This is a genomic window from Nostoc sp. S13 (genome assembly GCF_029379315.1).
In the GTDB taxonomy this organism is placed as follows: Bacteria; Cyanobacteriota; Cyanobacteriia; order Cyanobacteriales; family Nostocaceae; genus Nostoc.
In genome coordinates, this window is sequence record NZ_JAQYWQ010000008.1 from 82,824 (window position 1) to 97,303 (window position 14,480).

Below are 14,480 nucleotides of genomic sequence, written 5' to 3' on the forward strand. Positions count from 1 at the left end.
ATATGACAGCCTTAGAACTAAAAAATCAACGCATTCTGGTCACTGGTGGGTCGGGGTTTCTAGGTCGTCAGGTGATAGATCAACTGTGTAAAGCAGGGGCTGATCGTGAGAAGATTACAATACCGCGATCGCACGATTGCGATCTACGTGTTTGGGAAAATAGCCAGCGTGCAGTTGACCAGCAAGACATAATCATTCACCTAGCAGCTCATGTCGGTGGCATCGGTTTGAACCGCGAAAAACCCGCAGAGTTGTTCTATAATAACTTGATCATGGGAACCCAGCTAATTCACGCTGCCTATCAAGCTGGAGTCGAAAAATTCGTTTGTGTTGGCACAATCTGCGCCTATCCTAAATTTACCCCAGTACCATTCAAAGAAGATGATCTTTGGAATGGCTACCCAGAGGAAACCAACGCCCCCTACGGAATTGCTAAAAAAGCACTTTTAGTCCAATTGCAATCTTACCGCCAGCAGTACGGTTTTAATGGGATTTACCTACTGCCAGTGAATTTATATGGCCCAGAAGATAATTTTGACCCCGGAAGTTCCCACGTTATTCCAGCATTAGTTCGCAAAGTTCACGAAGCCCAAATTAACAAAGAAAAGCAACTCCCAGTTTGGGGTGATGGTAGTCCCACACGCGAGTTTCTCTATTCAGAAGATGCAGCGCGGGGGATTGTTATGGGGACTCAATTCTATAACGAATCGGAACCAGTTAACTTGGGAACGGGTGATGAAATCTCTATCCTTAATTTAGTAACTCTAATCTGCGAATTGATGGAGTTTAAGGGTGAAATTGTTTGGCAAACTGACAAGCCTAATGGTCAACCCCGCCGTTGTTTAGATACTGAAAGGGCAAAGCAAGCCTTTAATTTCACGGCTCAGGTGAGCTTTGAAGAAGGGTTAAAGAATACCATTGAGTGGTACCGTCAACACGCTGTATAACGATGTACTACAACGATCACTCGTTTGTATGCAGTATACTCTGACCTCTCTCCTAAAAGGAGAGAGGCTTTGAATTTTACTCCCCTTCCCTTATAGGGAAGGGGTTGGGGGTTAGGTCTCTATTGGACTCAACTAAGAAACGCTACAGTAAATCTAGGGTAGTATAAGCTGGGCGATACCCAGCTTATTTATTTGCTCCTATAAATTTTTATGGACAAAGTTAATCATCAACTAAATAAAGCAGAACTACGCCGCACTTTACTCAAAACACGTCAATCAATGTCCGTTGGAGAGTGGAAAGAAAAAAGCGATCACTTATGCTCTCATTTACAAAACTCTACTTTATTCACCCAAGCAAAAACAATACTCGCTTATTTCAGCTTTCGTCAAGAACCTGACCTCAGTCCACTATTTGCAGACACCAAATACCGTTGGGGATTTCCTCGCTGCGTTGATAAATCCCTATATTGGCATATTTGGACACCTGAAGATTCTGTGCAAAGTGGCGCTTATGGGATTACTGAACCACACCCCGACGCTCCAATCTTAGATGCTGCTGAAGTGGATTTGATTCTCGTCCCCAGTGTAGCTTGCGACTATCAAGGATATCGTTTGGGTTATGGCGGCGGATATTATGATCGCTTGCTCAGTTTACCGCAGTGGCAGACAAAGCCGACTATCGGAATTGTCTTTGAGTTTGCATATTTGTCCCAAATACCGATTGAACTTTGGGATAAACCACTACAAGCTGTTTCTACAGAAACCGGATTGACTCCAAAAGGCTGAAGGATTCAGGATGATGAAGACGATTAGATCCGATTTTTGGCGTTGCTGATTTGATGTATGAAAGTTATTAGTTGTGCAACCAAAACTCTTGTAGAGACGTAAAGTTTTACGTCTCTACATTAACTTACAAACTTTTTTTACTTCTAATCACCATCAGTATTATCAAGTACAACGTACTTGCGATTTTCTTCCCGTAACCGGGCATCTTGATCATTGTAAAAGAACGACAGGAGAACAAAACGCCGTCCACTTGTGACAGGAGTAGCTTCATGCAGTAGAGAGCAAGAAAAAATCACCGCTTCTCCCACATTGGGACTATAAAGCTGGAGTCCATACTCTGGAAATCGTAGTTCTCCGCCTTCGTAATCACCAGTATTGAGATTCAGCGACATAGCAAATCGTCGGTGCGCCGTACCTTTGGTAGTATTATCACGATGACGATTAAAGAAGCCTTTATTAGTTGCTTCGTAACAGGATACTAGGTAGCGTTCAAAGTGAGTGATGCTAAATTGGAACACCTTCTCGATTTCTGGCTTAACCCGTTGTATGATTATTTTATCGATTTGCTTTAATAGTTGAGGATCAGAAATTAAATAGTCTCGGCGTTTTTTAAATTCATAGTCATAGGCTGGGATTGTTTTGCCATCGATTTCTTGCATGAAGCCAGAATCCTGACCACCATCTGCTTCGTACAAATGAATTAAATGTTGACAAATACTTTGATTCAGCACATTGGGTATAAATAAAACAGGTGCTTGTCTGGCTGCTGGAATATTTTGTGAGATTGCAGGTAAGCTATTGATAAACTCAAATACTTGTTCCCAAGGTTGAGTAGTAGCTAAGATTGGCAAAACTTTTAGAACTCGTAAATTTTCATCCAAAACAAAAATTTTTGGTCTGTATTGGAGCTCGTTACTTGCCTGATTACTTGGTTGACAAATACCGTATTGGAAACTGACTTTTTGTTCAAAATCCCAAAGAAATTTGAAATAAGTTTTATTATCTATTAACTCTGCCAGAAAAGTGTCATCTGGGTCTATACTCACACCAAAAAATGGCACTTGATACGCAGCTAACTGCTGCTGTTGATTACATAACTCATCAATAATCTTCCGAATATAGTTGTTTTTAGAACTTCCGAAAAAAAACAAAATGCTCCGATATCCGCCAACCGAATTAAAGTGGAAGGCTGGATTTGAAGTTGAGGGAAGAATGAACCAGGGAATCGGGTCGCCAACAGTAAGAGGTAGCATAAGAGTGACGATTAATAAAATTCGGCTTGCTTCTAAACTTGACCAGACTGCACGGTTTAATACATGATGATAATTTTGAAAATGCTCCTCCTGATTCAGTCCCAGGTTACATCCTGTTGAATTATAAAATAAAATTTGCAATCATTTTGGCGATTTTTGTGCTTAGTGTGAAAAAATCTTTCAGAAAAGATAATTTACCTTATTAATCAAATGCTGAACTGGAAAAAATCACGATCGCAAAATCTGCTAATGTATGCGCTATTGGGAGCGATCGCACTGCTGATGCTCTTTCCTTTACTATGGCTAATTAGTACATCCTTAAAATCGCCTACGGAAAATATTTTTCAGTCGCCGCCACAGTTATTGCCTGCGTCACCAACACTAAATAACTTCTCTAGTGTGTGGAACTCTCTACCTTTTGGACAATATCTGTATAACAGTACTCTGGTGTCAGTGCTGACTGTGGGCTTAAATCTGCTGTTTTGCGCTTTAGCTGCGTACCCGTTGGCAAGATTATCGTTTGTGGGGCGAGACTGGATTTTTGTAGCGATTGTCTCCACGATTATGATTCCCTTCCAAATCGTGATGATTCCCCTGTATATTTTGACAGTCCAGTTGGGTTTGACAAATAGTTATTTAGGGATGATTTTTCCGAGTTTAGCTTCTGCCTTTGGCATTTTTCTGTTGCGCCAAGCTTTCATGAGTGTCCCCAAAGAGATAGAAGAAGCCGCCCGAATGGATGGCAGTTCGGAATTAGGTTTGTGGTGGCATATAATGTTACCAGCTGTTCGCCCAGCACTGGTAACTTTAGCTATTTTTGTATTCATTGGTGCTTGGAGTGATTTTTTGTGGCCTTTAATTGTGATCCAAGACGAAAATTTATACACTCTTCCCTTGGGAGTCGCAAAGCTAGCAGGGACATTTTCCCTTGACTGGCGGTTAGTAGCTGCTGGTTCAGTGATTGCGATCGCCCCAGTATTATTACTATTTTTATTTTTACAACGTTACATTGTCCCCACGGAAACTGGTAGCGGCATCAAAGGATAAAAATCTCTCCCAATCAATAATGCCCAATGCCCAATACTTCTTTACGAGAGGCTACGCCAACGGCTTCTCTACGAGACGCTACGCGAACGCTCAGTACAAGTGCCCAATACCCAATGCCCCAATTCAATAAGCACCAGTCTTTTTCAATACCACCCCAATAGTTTTAATAATCAGACTCAGGTCATAAGTTATAGACCACTTGCGTTGATAATCTATATCCATCTTGACAATGGTTTCAAAGTCTGTAATGCTTGAGCGCCCATTAGCTTGCCATTCTCCGGTAATACCTGGTTTGACTCGTAATCTATCCCAGTGGTGTAGATCGTAATTACTGACCTCATCAGGAGTAGGTGGACGAGTACCAACTAAACTCATGTCCCCTAACAAAACATTCCAAAATTGGGGTAATTCGTCCAAGCTAGTACACCGCAAAAATTTACCCACATAAGTAATGCGAGGATCGTCAACAGATTTAAAAATGTGACCTTTGGCTTGATTTTCAACCAAATGCTTGAATTTATCGGCATCGACAATCATCGAACGGAATTTCCACATGCGGAAAGTTTTTCCGTTTAAACCACAGCGAATTTGAGAATAAAGTATTGTATTTGGATCATGTACAAAGGTAACAATTGCTACGGGAATTGCTACTGTAAATGTAATAAACAGCCCCAAAATAGCTCCAACAATGTCAATTAATCGTTTTCTCACGCTTAAAGTTGACGGGTGTAAAGGCTGTTGCGAACAATTAACTGAATAAAGATAAAGATGATTCATAAGGATTAACTTATCTACAACAGGACTTTTTGTATTAGTAGTGTAGACATGGACATAAATTTTAGGCGATTTTTACTGTTTTTGTTTTGACTACTGAGTGTTAACATACACAAAATTTAAACAATATAAAAACCGAAGACCTAAAGTTTACAGAATCTTTCAATTAAGGTAGTAAATTATAAATTTACAGTGTTTTTTCTATCAAATGAAAATGATTTCCATGAAGAATCTGGATAGAAAGGCGGTTCTTTTCCAGTCCAGCCGCCTTCTCTGTTACGATTAAATCAAGTTAGCTTGTAGCTGCTAAGTTGACTTGTAGAAAAAGTTTGTATTAGTAGTTTGTCTAGATGACTTCAAGCGAAAATTTTATGGCACTAAGAGAGTCTTTAGGACTCACTCAAAGACAAATAGCAGAAGCTGTTGGCGTTACAGATCAAACTGTTTCTAATTGGGAGCGGAGGATTCACGCTCCGCGACTGACCTTAAGACAGACTATTAAGCTCTGCAAAATCACAAAATGCACAGTCGAGAATTTGGCTGATTTATTTGAACCAGAAAAGGATCAGGCTTAATCCGTCTAGCCTACCAGTACCGTTTACGCCGACATCGCAACCCCTAACCATAGTTGAAAACTAGCTAGAACTGTGTGCCTGTCAATATAACTACAGGTTAGCAGAACAGTTTAACTAGTGGGAGCAAAATCGCTGTGATCTGATATTGACCGATGCTCTATCATCTCTTGTGGTATTATACCACACAAGGACAAGCCTGATTATTACAGCCAAAAGCAGGATTTAAGCAATAGCAAAATTTTATTTTCGGACTCAATGATCAACCTCTAAGGCGAAATTCACCGTATATGGTTCCTCCAGTGATTGCTGATTACTAGCCTTGATCGCATCTAAATAGTGACGCAAAGACAACAGCTGTTGGGAATTGGGACGATAAGTGAGACTCCCTTGTTTTTCAAAAAGTGGTGCCGTGGCGATCGCCTGATAGTCAGGGTTTTCTTGCGAACTCTGGGTGAGCCAGGCTGAGTCTGTGACTGAAGGTATCAAGCCCGAAGGCAGTTCACCTGACAAAAAAGCTAGCAGCCGTTGCTGACAAGTGCGAGTATTGATCCCACGACCCTCAAATAACTGGATAACTTCACCGAAAGATAAGGGTCGGTCTGGTAGCAGTCGCAGCAATTCTGTAAATAGGAAATAATCAGTGTATTGTTGCCTGGGTATATCTAATATTTGAGGATGTAGAGGCAGCATCGCCAAACCATAGGCAACCCGACTGCAATTAGGAGCGCCGTTTTCGCCGAGATATAAATCTTGAATAATCCTAACGTTGGGGAGTTTTTGCCGTAACCACCGGTTCACCGTTGCGATACAAGCCACCCCACCAGTCAGGATAGCTTGATTAATTGCTTCTGTGGGGATGCCACGAGCTACCAATAACTTATTGAGTTCTCGGTTCAGGCGGCGCACAAACGGGATAAATACCTGGCTTTCTAAGTCTCGTCGCTGCAAAATCCACTGCTGATCAGCCAATTCCAGGGTAAAAGAGTCTTGATGTTGCAAAATCAGCTTTAGGGCTAGTGCCGCATCTAATACCGCCTGTCCCAGTAGAGAACTTTCTAGACGCTGCTGGAGGCGAATCCGAGCGATCATATCTGGTTCCCCGACTCTGGGTAGTTCTAATTCTTCCAACCCTAAACTCTGCCAATGCATTTGGTCTAAACCGGGAATTGACGGTTGCCATTGCCAAGGATTACTGGTAACAGTTTTGCGATTGCTTGGTGTTTGGGGGCGTGATTGCCGAGATTTAGGTGGCAATAGCAGCTGGCAGATTATATCTTGTTCAATTCCCTTGCCAGCATAGGCAAAACTGTGGAGCATGAAATCATTGTATGTCAATTGCAGCAAGGTTTCTGGTATATCGACCAGTAACATTTCTGTGGCAGTTGTGCCAATGTTAATCACCAGGGTGTTGCCAACAATGGGATGTTCGCTGGTTTTTGCCGGATGAGAACCTTGACTATCGCTTAATTTTACTTGCTCACCGTTAGCAGCATCGAGTTCCGGGAGTAGACTAGCGATCGCTTCTTCGACAAAAAAGACTTGCTGCGGATGTTGGATCAGTTTGCTAGTGAGTAAAGCTTCCCGCACATTGAAGCGGTATTGTTCCGACCAACTAGATGGACAGGTGCAAATCACACCAGCAATATTATTGATAATCTGCGGAAAATTTTGTTCGCTGATCCCAACAGCAGCAGCCATTAAACTAGGTGTGGTACTAGTATGATCAGATTTGAGGGTTAATAGTAGCTTAGATAGCGATCGCACAACCCAAATCAAAGGGCCTGCCGAAAATTCATTTAATTGCAAAACAGGTTCCCATTTCTGTCTTTCACTCTTGTAGGGAATAGCTACTTGTAAATAAGGCTTCAACTGCGCCGAGTAGAGATTATTTTTCGTCGGCTCTGCTGTTGATCTCGGTGTTGCAGGAGTGGTGGCCGAGTGATCAGGCACTTTATCTTGGGCAACAGCCGCAGGTGCTGACTGCTCATGTGCTTCCATACTTTCATTTTCACTGTGAGGTACAGAAGCTGTAGGCAGATAAACCTCTGTTGGTAAACGAAACGATTGTTGAAAGGAACTTGTTCCCGGCGGATTTTCTGCTGACCAGTAGATAGGATGTACAACAAAAGTCGAACGATTTAGTAATGCGGCAGAAATTCCTGTTGTACCTAAATCAATTCCTAAATACCAGACTGATTCTAGAATATTGAGCGCAACTTCTGGATTGTTGATCGAGTTGGAAATTACAGGTAAAGAACTTTCTTGAACAGGAGTTGTGACTTCCTTTTTTTCAGTTTCTACCTGGGGAACTGCCAAACTGGAGAAAGCAGTAGTTGAGGTATTCTCTGCTATTTGGAGATTTTCAGGGGAGGTTATGGGGATTGTGTCTTGAGTGTTACCAATTACTACCGGGTAAATATCCAAGTTAGTATCTGGCTGCAACTCAGAATTTAGCTGCCGATCAAAATTAGCCAAATCCCGATCTAATTGCTGCAACTGTTCGTCATCTAAAGAAATATCAGGTACGGCTGGAGCCTGGTTTAACTCAACAGAAAGCAAGTTTTCCTGCGGTGAAGCAGTAATATAGTTATCTGAAGATGGTTGTGTTTGATCATCTTTAATTAATACTTCCGATGTGGCAATATCTTCTGGTGCATCCGCTACGGGAAGGGTAGGCTTCTCTACCAGACCCTGCGCGTAGCTTGCTTCCCCGTAGGGGTATGGCAACCCAATTTCTGCTACTTCTGGAGTAACTGGGGCTGTAGTTGTGGCATTATCTACAGAGGCTGATGGTTCTAGCAGTTGCTGCTCAGTAGCTATATCAGGTAATAGGTCAGTTAGGGTATTAATTGTATCAACACTAGCTGGCTGAGTGCCCAGTTGCAGCGGGAAACTGTCTGTTTGTGGCGTAAACAAGCTAACAGGCGAGTTTTGGTCAGTATCCTCTTCAAAAAATAGTTCTTCCTCTGGCTCTGATGATGAATCTGTGGTTTCTACTAAAGTCTCTTGGGTTGAAAGACCCATATTCACGGTTGGAGGGACAGGTGCGCCCTCAGCGATGTTCAACGGTGATGGCGAGGCTGTATGAGCAGATAAGTCAACATCGAGGCTGTGATTATTTACATCACCAGTACCAAACAAACTGGCGTAAAGTTGGTCTACTTCATCACCAATTAACTCAGAAATATCTGAGGGTAACTCGGTCGAGCTTTCAGAAGATTGAGACGAGTGTAAACCAAGCTGCAACAGGGCTGCATCTAAATCCTCTGTGAGGGTAGTCTCCTGTGGCTCAGAATTAATCGTCAGTGAAGATGAAGTTTCTGGCTGTATAAGCTCCAAGGGTTGGGGCGCAACTTCAGCAGCGATCTCGGCCGGGTCAGCCAATGAAGGTAATGTTTCAGATTCTACCCCCAGGAAAGATGACTGAGAACTAGGGGATTGTTGCTGCAAATGCTGGGTCAAATTGTTAAGAAAGCTGGCCATCATCTGTTCGCTTTGCATCCCCTTGCTATGCATTCTTGCCAGTGCTTGCGACAGGGATTCATAATAAGTATTAATGTTGCGCTGTAGTGCATCAAAGACTACATTCACCGTCCCATCTAGTGATAATAGGCGTTGATCCAACTCGCTGGCCAGCTGAGTTAACCGCTCCCCACCGTCTGGTGATTCTAAAAAAGGTTGAGTTGCAGAGGTTGTTGGTTCCGAATTTATGTGATTAGTTACTCCTGATGAACTGGGCGTATTTGCCAAATTCTGTCCCACCAGTGGCGTTAAAGTTGGCACAAGACGACTCATGAGTACCTGTAAAAACTCGGTAATTATCTGCTCCTGGTTTGTCAACTGCTGCGCTAAGGAGTAGTTTTGCAATCGCCTTTGTTCTAGCTGCCGAATTTCTTGTATGAGAGTGGCTCGCTCTTGCAACAGCAATTCTAATTCCGATCGCAATGGCTGGATCAATCTCGAAAATTCACTTTTTAATTGTCCTGCCCCAACAGTACTCTGTTCCTGATTGGGTTCGATCTGTGGTAGTGGATACTGGTTAGTACCATGATCAAGTAATTTTGTTAATAAAGGCGAACGCCGTTCTTCAGAAGACTGATTTGGGATGCCGCTCTCTAATGCTTCTTTTTCTTGTAACTTCACCAAGAAGTCGCGAATTCGTTCTAAAACTTCTTTAGGCTCTTGCGCCTGACCAGACAGAAATTTAGACAGGCGCTTGCCACCGTTGGCAAGTAAGTTGTCAATGTCTGCGATCAGCTTTTGAATTTCATCTGCACTGAAAGTCACTTTTATTACCTTACCTAAAAATGTATGTCAACTAATGTGACAATTACTTTACAATCACCGTACCCCGATGGGGATCTTGCTACGCGCAGCGTCGACCATAGGAGAAGTTTTGAGTGACAAAAGCCGCTGCTTGGACTTGTGACTGTCATTATGTTATGGATTACTGGGAGTCGTGGCAATCTTCAGTCATCGTTTGTTTAAAAAGCTTAGTCTTGCAGCTCATTGGTTGTCTATTTTGGAAAATCGCTAAAATACCTGAGCAATAATTTACTCCCTTTAGTATCATTGATGTTGTTTGCCTATATTCTTAATTAATCAAGTTTGCAGTGCAGCTAGCCCCTAACAATACTTCCGCCGGCTATAAACTACTTTTTGCAAAACTTTTACCCCGTTTAAACTTATAGGTAAAGATTATTTAGAAAAACTGTTCTTGTCACTTTCTTATCTAGCATAGTTTAGTTTTATCTTTGAAAGGGAGCTGTGCAATCATAGCTGAGGCTAAAAATGGCGCTCTTGTTTGTTGTGTGTATATAGCAACTTGAATAAAAATGTCGTAATGGAAGACCGATATAGCTTGCAAGCACAGGCTAATCCCTGGATGATCAACTCTGCTCCCTTTTTTCAAGGGTTGCCAGAAACTGCTGTGGAATCAGCCCTGATTCATCTTGTCACCCGCACTCACCCAGCTAATCAGGTGATTCTTCTAGAAAATGACTGGGGCGGTTCTGTGTATTTTATTTTGGATGGATGGGTAAAAATTCGCACCTACAATCTGGAAGGAAAAGAGGTAACGCTGAATATTCTTGGGAAAGGGGAATTGTTTGGTGAAATGGCCGCACTAGATGAAGTACCTCGATCTACAGATGTGATTACCTTGGCTCCGACGGTAATTGGTAGTATGCCTGCTCAGGATTTTGTCAAGTTACTTCAGATAGAACCTTTGGCGGGAGTTCGATTGGCGCAACTCATGGCACGACGTTTACGGCAAGTAAATCGCCGATTGCGGTTACGGGAATCTGATAGTCAGTCACGGGTGGCAGATACGTTGCTATTTTTGGCAGAAGGACAGGGAAAAAAAGGGCAAACAGGAACCGAAATCCCCAATTTACCTCATCGAGAATTGAGTAGTTTGAGCGGACTGGCGCGGGAAACAGTGACACGAGTGTTGACAAGGCTAGAAAAAAAAGGGTTGATTAAACGGGATCAAGACACTGTTTGTATTCCCGATTTGTCAGCCTTAGAAAGAATGATCGTTTAAAAACTTGTCAGATATGAGTATTTTAGATTCTCTGCCAGATGAGCCGGAGGAAGACCCATCCCCGGAATCTCCAACTCCCCACAATCATTGGTTAGACAAAGAACAGGAGTTAATGCCTCCTCAACTCAAGGCTGATGCGCCGTTGAGGATGGTAGAAACGGCGTTTTTAGCCAGTACTGCTAGCTTAATTTGGTTTATTAATTTCTACTTTCCCTTGGGGCCAGTTTTGCGGATATTTTTTCCGGTGCCGATTGCTCTAGTTTATCTGCGCTGGGGCAAGCGTGCGGCATGGATGGCAGCACTCACCTCCGGGTTACTGCTGACGGTACTAATGGGGCCAACCCGCAGTTTGCTGTTTGTTATGCCCTACGGGTTCATGGGCGTGCTTTTGGGGGCGACGTGGTATCGTCGTCGTGTTCCCTGGATTGTTTCTATTACCTTGGGTACGCTGTTGGGTACTTTGGGATTCTTTTTTCAGGTGTGGTTGCTGTCTGTTTTGACTGGTCAAGACATGTGGATTTATGTGATTACTCAGGTGACTAAGTTTATTGAGTGGGTATTTTTTTGCTTGAGTTTGTTGGCGAGTCCCAGTGTGTTTTTGATTCAAGTGGCAGCGATCGCTTTAATTATACTCAACAACTTTATCTACCTTTTTGTGGTACATCTGGCAGCATGGTTCCTTTTTGACCGTCTGGGCAACCCTATTCCCCGTCCACCACACTGGGTGCAAGTCCTCATGGATTATGAGGGATAGTTATTTGTCCTTTGTCCTTTGTCCTTTGTCATTGGTCATTTGTCAGTTACCAATGCCCAATACCCAATATCCAATACCCAATGCCCAATGCCCAATGCCCAAATTCGTATTTATACCCAAAAAGAACAGGGTGAAGAATGGCTGCGACAGTATCGTGGTTGTCTACCCGTATTTGCTTGTGTTTTAGGATTTACTGAAACTGGTTTAATCCCAGGAATTTCAGCAGCTGGTCGCACTCCAGAAGATCGGAAATATACCGCTTGTGCCGATGCCGAGTTTTTGTATTACGGCCCAGAACATAAAGCTCAATATCCCCTACCACCATTAGCGGCTGGGGCTTCACCAGTGCTGATTTCTCGCGCCGTCTTTGAGTCACTAAAAACACCAGTTTATTTGTTGAATGCTGGTTTACCCCAGCCTCCTGCTGTGCCAGTAATTGATTTGGGTGGCACTCCTGCTAAGTGTTTAAGTGGAGGTGTTGCGATGGAAATCACAACGGTACACCATTTGTTTGAACAAGGGCTACTTTGGGGAGAACGCCTTGCTGCCAATATCCAACAGGGATATCTGATTGTCGGTGAGTGCGTCGTCGGAGGCACTACAACTGCCCTGGCAATCTTAACTGGTTTGGGTATAGAAGCTGCCGGAAAAGTTAACAGTAGTCACCCTGTTTGTAACCACGCGCAAAAGTGGGCACTAGTGCAAGCTGGGCTGGAGAAGATGAGGGAAAGCAAGGAGCAGGAGGAGATAAACTTTCAATCTCGAATCCAAAATTGTTCAACTGAGGGAAGCGTTCCGCAGGAAAGTCCAAAATCTCAAATCGTTCGACTGAGCGTACCCCTACGCGGAAGCAAGCTACGCGCAGCGTCTGGTAGAGAAGCCGAAGTCCAAAATTCTGTAGATCCTCTACAACTTGTCGCCGCTGTGGGTGATCCCATGCAGGTGGTGGTAGCTGGAATGGCGATCGCAGCTAGTCGTAGTTGTGGTGTAATGCTGGCTGGTGGGACGCAAATGCTGGCGGTTTATGCGCTGATCAGTGCGATCGCTCAAGTTTACACTTTATCATGGCGACCAGAAGCAGTAGTTGTAGGCACAACTCGCTGGGTGGCAGAAGATCCTACTGGCGCTACAGTTGACTTAGCCCTTAGCTTAGGAAAAGTTAGCTTAACTCCGAGTGGAAGAACCCCTCCCCTATTAGCAACTGATCTGAGCTTTGCTGATTCTCGTTATCCCCAACTGAGAGCTTATGAGCAGGGCTTTGTTAAAGAAGGTATGGGTGCTGGAGCCGCTTGCATAGCCGCCCATCTTAGCCAAGATTGGCAGCCACACCAACTTTTGGCAGCCATTGAAGCCCAACTTGAACGGCTAAGTACAGCATCTCATTAATTTGTAGCGAATTCTCTGCATAACTCTGCGCTCCTACCCTGCGGATCGCGCCGCGCCTATGCGTTTAAATTTCAACCCTCAATTCGCTACAATTTTACCAAAGCCGTACTTAGGCAAATCAACAGTTAATAAGCTAATCGTCATTCAAATTGCATCTGTCTGCGTGTCTGCTGAACTTTTGATCTCAGGAAGTCACAAGCTCCTAACTTATCTGTGTGTCTGTGCGTCAGAGCGTCTTTCTACCAATTTGAACTAAGTAGGTAGGTGAGAAAATTTATAGCTATGTCATTGCGAACTGAGTGTAAAGTGTAAAGCCTTCACTTCTCTCAAAGGGAAACGCTCCCGCGTTTGAGAGGCTTGTCTGCGACACGCTGCCGCGTTCGCCAACGGCATAGTTTCGCTTAACGGGGTAGCGTCTCGTAGAGAAGCGAAGTAAACCAATAGTAAGGTTTTTAAGCTTTTTACATTTCGTTATATAGTTAGGTTTATTTATGCCTACCTACTTATCGCTCTTTAATCACTCTCACCAAAGAATAAAGGCAAAGTTCTTATGGCACAAGACTTTTGACTGAAAAATCATGATTAATAGCATTGTGTTAGAAAATAAAGGCTTCAACCCTCTGACTATATGAGGTTTAAAAGTTAGCTGAGATTTTTAGTTGGCGAGAGTGATGGAAGAGGATTATGCAACTTTGTTTACTTTCTTATTTTTTAGGAGAATTATCTGATGAAATTAGTCAAAAAACTTGGTATTGCTACCGCTAGTGCTGTTATAAGTATCACTGGTGTCGGTGCATCTTCTGCGGCACAAGCTGTACAGTTATTTGATTTTCAGTATTCTTTTCCCAGTTATCAGGCTAATGGTACACCGATTTCCGCTAGCGGCATCCTTACCACCACCGATCTAGATCCCATAAACAACAATTACACAATCACAGGAATCAGTGGCACAAGGAAAGCCCAAGGAATTACTGAGACAATCATCGGGTTGCTCTCACCAGGTACATACGGAATCAATGATAATCTCTTAAATGCGAGTACGCCCCTGTTAACCCAGAACGGTTTTTCTTACCTGGTTTCTGGAAGCGGAGAAGACGGAAATGGGAATGTTAACCTCTTTTACAGTAGTTTCAATGAAGGTTATTCAGAGCTTTCAAGCGATGTAGATTATGGCAGCTTTAGTGTTATACCACGTCCTGTTCCCGAACCCTACACAGTAAGTGGCTCATTGCTTGCTCTTGGTTTTGGCTGGTGGACAAAGCGAAAGCAAGCAGTAGCTTTTCAGAAGAAGCCCCACAAAGGGATTTATCTGTAGGTTCATAGTGGATCTCCGATCTAGATTGCGTTAGAATCCCCTTGCCATCTTACTCTTACAGTAATACCAAGTCGCCTTCATGATATATCACTAGACGA

The 14,480-nt window shown here is 43.2% G+C and carries 11 protein-coding genes; 8 read left to right on the forward strand and 3 right to left on the reverse strand.

Annotated elements, in window-relative coordinates; genetic code table 11:
* The first annotated feature begins 2 nt into the window (after positions 1-2).
* The gene (locus PUQ00_RS04725) at positions 3-947 is read left to right on the forward strand and encodes a GDP-L-fucose synthase (RefSeq protein ID WP_300413644.1); all 945 of its coding nucleotides are present in this window, start codon (positions 3-5) and stop codon (positions 945-947) included.
* A gap of 210 nt (positions 948-1,157) precedes the next feature.
* Positions 1,158-1,733, forward strand: coding sequence for a 5-formyltetrahydrofolate cyclo-ligase (locus tag PUQ00_RS04730; RefSeq protein WP_300413646.1), 576 nt, complete (start codon positions 1,158-1,160; stop codon positions 1,731-1,733).
* A gap of 143 nt (positions 1,734-1,876) precedes the next feature.
* On the opposite strand, the gene PUQ00_RS04735 is transcribed toward PUQ00_RS04730, so the two are convergent.
* Positions 1,877-3,127: a 2OG-Fe(II) oxygenase gene (locus PUQ00_RS04735; RefSeq protein WP_300413648.1), complete on the reverse strand. Its 1,251-nt coding sequence runs from the start codon at positions 3,125-3,127 to the stop codon at positions 1,877-1,879.
* A 69-nt stretch (positions 3,128-3,196) separates the two neighbouring features.
* Between PUQ00_RS04735 and PUQ00_RS04740 the strand changes: the two genes are divergently transcribed.
* Entirely contained in the window at positions 3,197-4,033 is an 837-nt protein-coding gene (locus PUQ00_RS04740) for a carbohydrate ABC transporter permease (protein ID WP_300413650.1), read from the forward strand.
* A gap of 123 nt (positions 4,034-4,156) precedes the next feature.
* Here PUQ00_RS04740 and PUQ00_RS04745 read toward each other — a convergent pair whose 3' ends face one another.
* Complete coding sequence (locus PUQ00_RS04745; protein WP_300413652.1) at positions 4,157-4,810, reverse strand: sugar transferase; 654 nt, start codon at positions 4,808-4,810, stop codon at positions 4,157-4,159.
* Between the two features lie 368 nt (positions 4,811-5,178).
* Between PUQ00_RS04745 and PUQ00_RS04750 the strand changes: the two genes are divergently transcribed.
* The gene (locus tag PUQ00_RS04750; RefSeq protein ID WP_300413704.1) at positions 5,179-5,382 is read left to right on the forward strand and encodes a helix-turn-helix domain-containing protein; all 204 of its coding nucleotides are present in this window, start codon (positions 5,179-5,181) and stop codon (positions 5,380-5,382) included.
* 252 nt (positions 5,383-5,634) lie between these two features.
* Here the strand turns inward: PUQ00_RS04750 and PUQ00_RS04755 are convergent, their stop codons facing one another.
* Complete coding sequence (locus PUQ00_RS04755) at positions 5,635-9,669, reverse strand: hypothetical protein (protein WP_300413654.1); 4,035 nt, start codon at positions 9,667-9,669, stop codon at positions 5,635-5,637.
* A 556-nt stretch (positions 9,670-10,225) separates the two neighbouring features.
* Here PUQ00_RS04755 and PUQ00_RS04760 point away from each other — a divergent pair.
* The 4 genes from PUQ00_RS04760 to PUQ00_RS04775 all read left to right on the forward strand — a co-directional run bounded on the left by PUQ00_RS04760 (position 10,226) and on the right by PUQ00_RS04775 (position 14,382).
* Positions 10,226-10,927: a Crp/Fnr family transcriptional regulator gene (locus PUQ00_RS04760; RefSeq protein ID WP_292765252.1), complete on the forward strand. Its 702-nt coding sequence runs from the start codon at positions 10,226-10,228 to the stop codon at positions 10,925-10,927.
* A gap of 13 nt (positions 10,928-10,940) precedes the next feature.
* The gene (locus tag PUQ00_RS04765) at positions 10,941-11,681 is read left to right on the forward strand and encodes a DUF2232 domain-containing protein (RefSeq protein WP_300413658.1); all 741 of its coding nucleotides are present in this window, start codon (positions 10,941-10,943) and stop codon (positions 11,679-11,681) included.
* An 87-nt stretch (positions 11,682-11,768) separates the two neighbouring features.
* Entirely contained in the window at positions 11,769-13,067 is a 1,299-nt protein-coding gene (locus PUQ00_RS04770) for a nicotinate-nucleotide--dimethylbenzimidazole phosphoribosyltransferase (protein WP_300413706.1), read from the forward strand.
* A 727-nt stretch (positions 13,068-13,794) separates the two neighbouring features.
* Positions 13,795-14,382 carry a PEP-CTERM sorting domain-containing protein gene (locus PUQ00_RS04775; RefSeq protein ID WP_300413660.1) on the forward strand — a complete coding sequence of 196 codons (588 nt, stop codon included), beginning with the start codon at positions 13,795-13,797 and terminating at the stop codon, positions 14,380-14,382.
* The last annotated feature ends 98 nt before the right edge of the window (positions 14,383-14,480 follow it).

What these genes read in the sequence shown, in the direction of transcription:
- PUQ00_RS04730 (WP_300413646.1), top strand. Translation starts at nt 1,158, where the DNA reads ATGGACAAAGTTAATCATCAACTAAATAAAGCAGAACTACGCCGCACT.
- PUQ00_RS04740 (WP_300413650.1), top strand. Translation starts at nt 3,197, where the DNA reads ATGCTGAACTGGAAAAAATCACGATCGCAAAATCTGCTAATGTATGCG.
- PUQ00_RS04770 (WP_300413706.1), top strand. Translation starts at nt 11,769, where the DNA reads ATGCCCAATGCCCAAATTCGTATTTATACCCAAAAAGAACAGGGTGAA.
- PUQ00_RS04725 (WP_300413644.1), top strand. Translation starts at nt 3, where the DNA reads ATGACAGCCTTAGAACTAAAAAATCAACGCATTCTGGTCACTGGTGGG.
- PUQ00_RS04765 (WP_300413658.1), top strand. Translation starts at nt 10,941, where the DNA reads ATGAGTATTTTAGATTCTCTGCCAGATGAGCCGGAGGAAGACCCATCC.
- PUQ00_RS04775 (WP_300413660.1), top strand. Translation starts at nt 13,795, where the DNA reads ATGAAATTAGTCAAAAAACTTGGTATTGCTACCGCTAGTGCTGTTATA.
- PUQ00_RS04760 (WP_292765252.1), top strand. Translation starts at nt 10,226, where the DNA reads ATGGAAGACCGATATAGCTTGCAAGCACAGGCTAATCCCTGGATGATC.
- PUQ00_RS04745 (WP_300413652.1), bottom strand. Translation starts at nt 4,810, where the DNA reads ATGAATCATCTTTATCTTTATTCAGTTAATTGTTCGCAACAGCCTTTA.
- PUQ00_RS04750 (WP_300413704.1), top strand. Translation starts at nt 5,179, where the DNA reads ATGGCACTAAGAGAGTCTTTAGGACTCACTCAAAGACAAATAGCAGAA.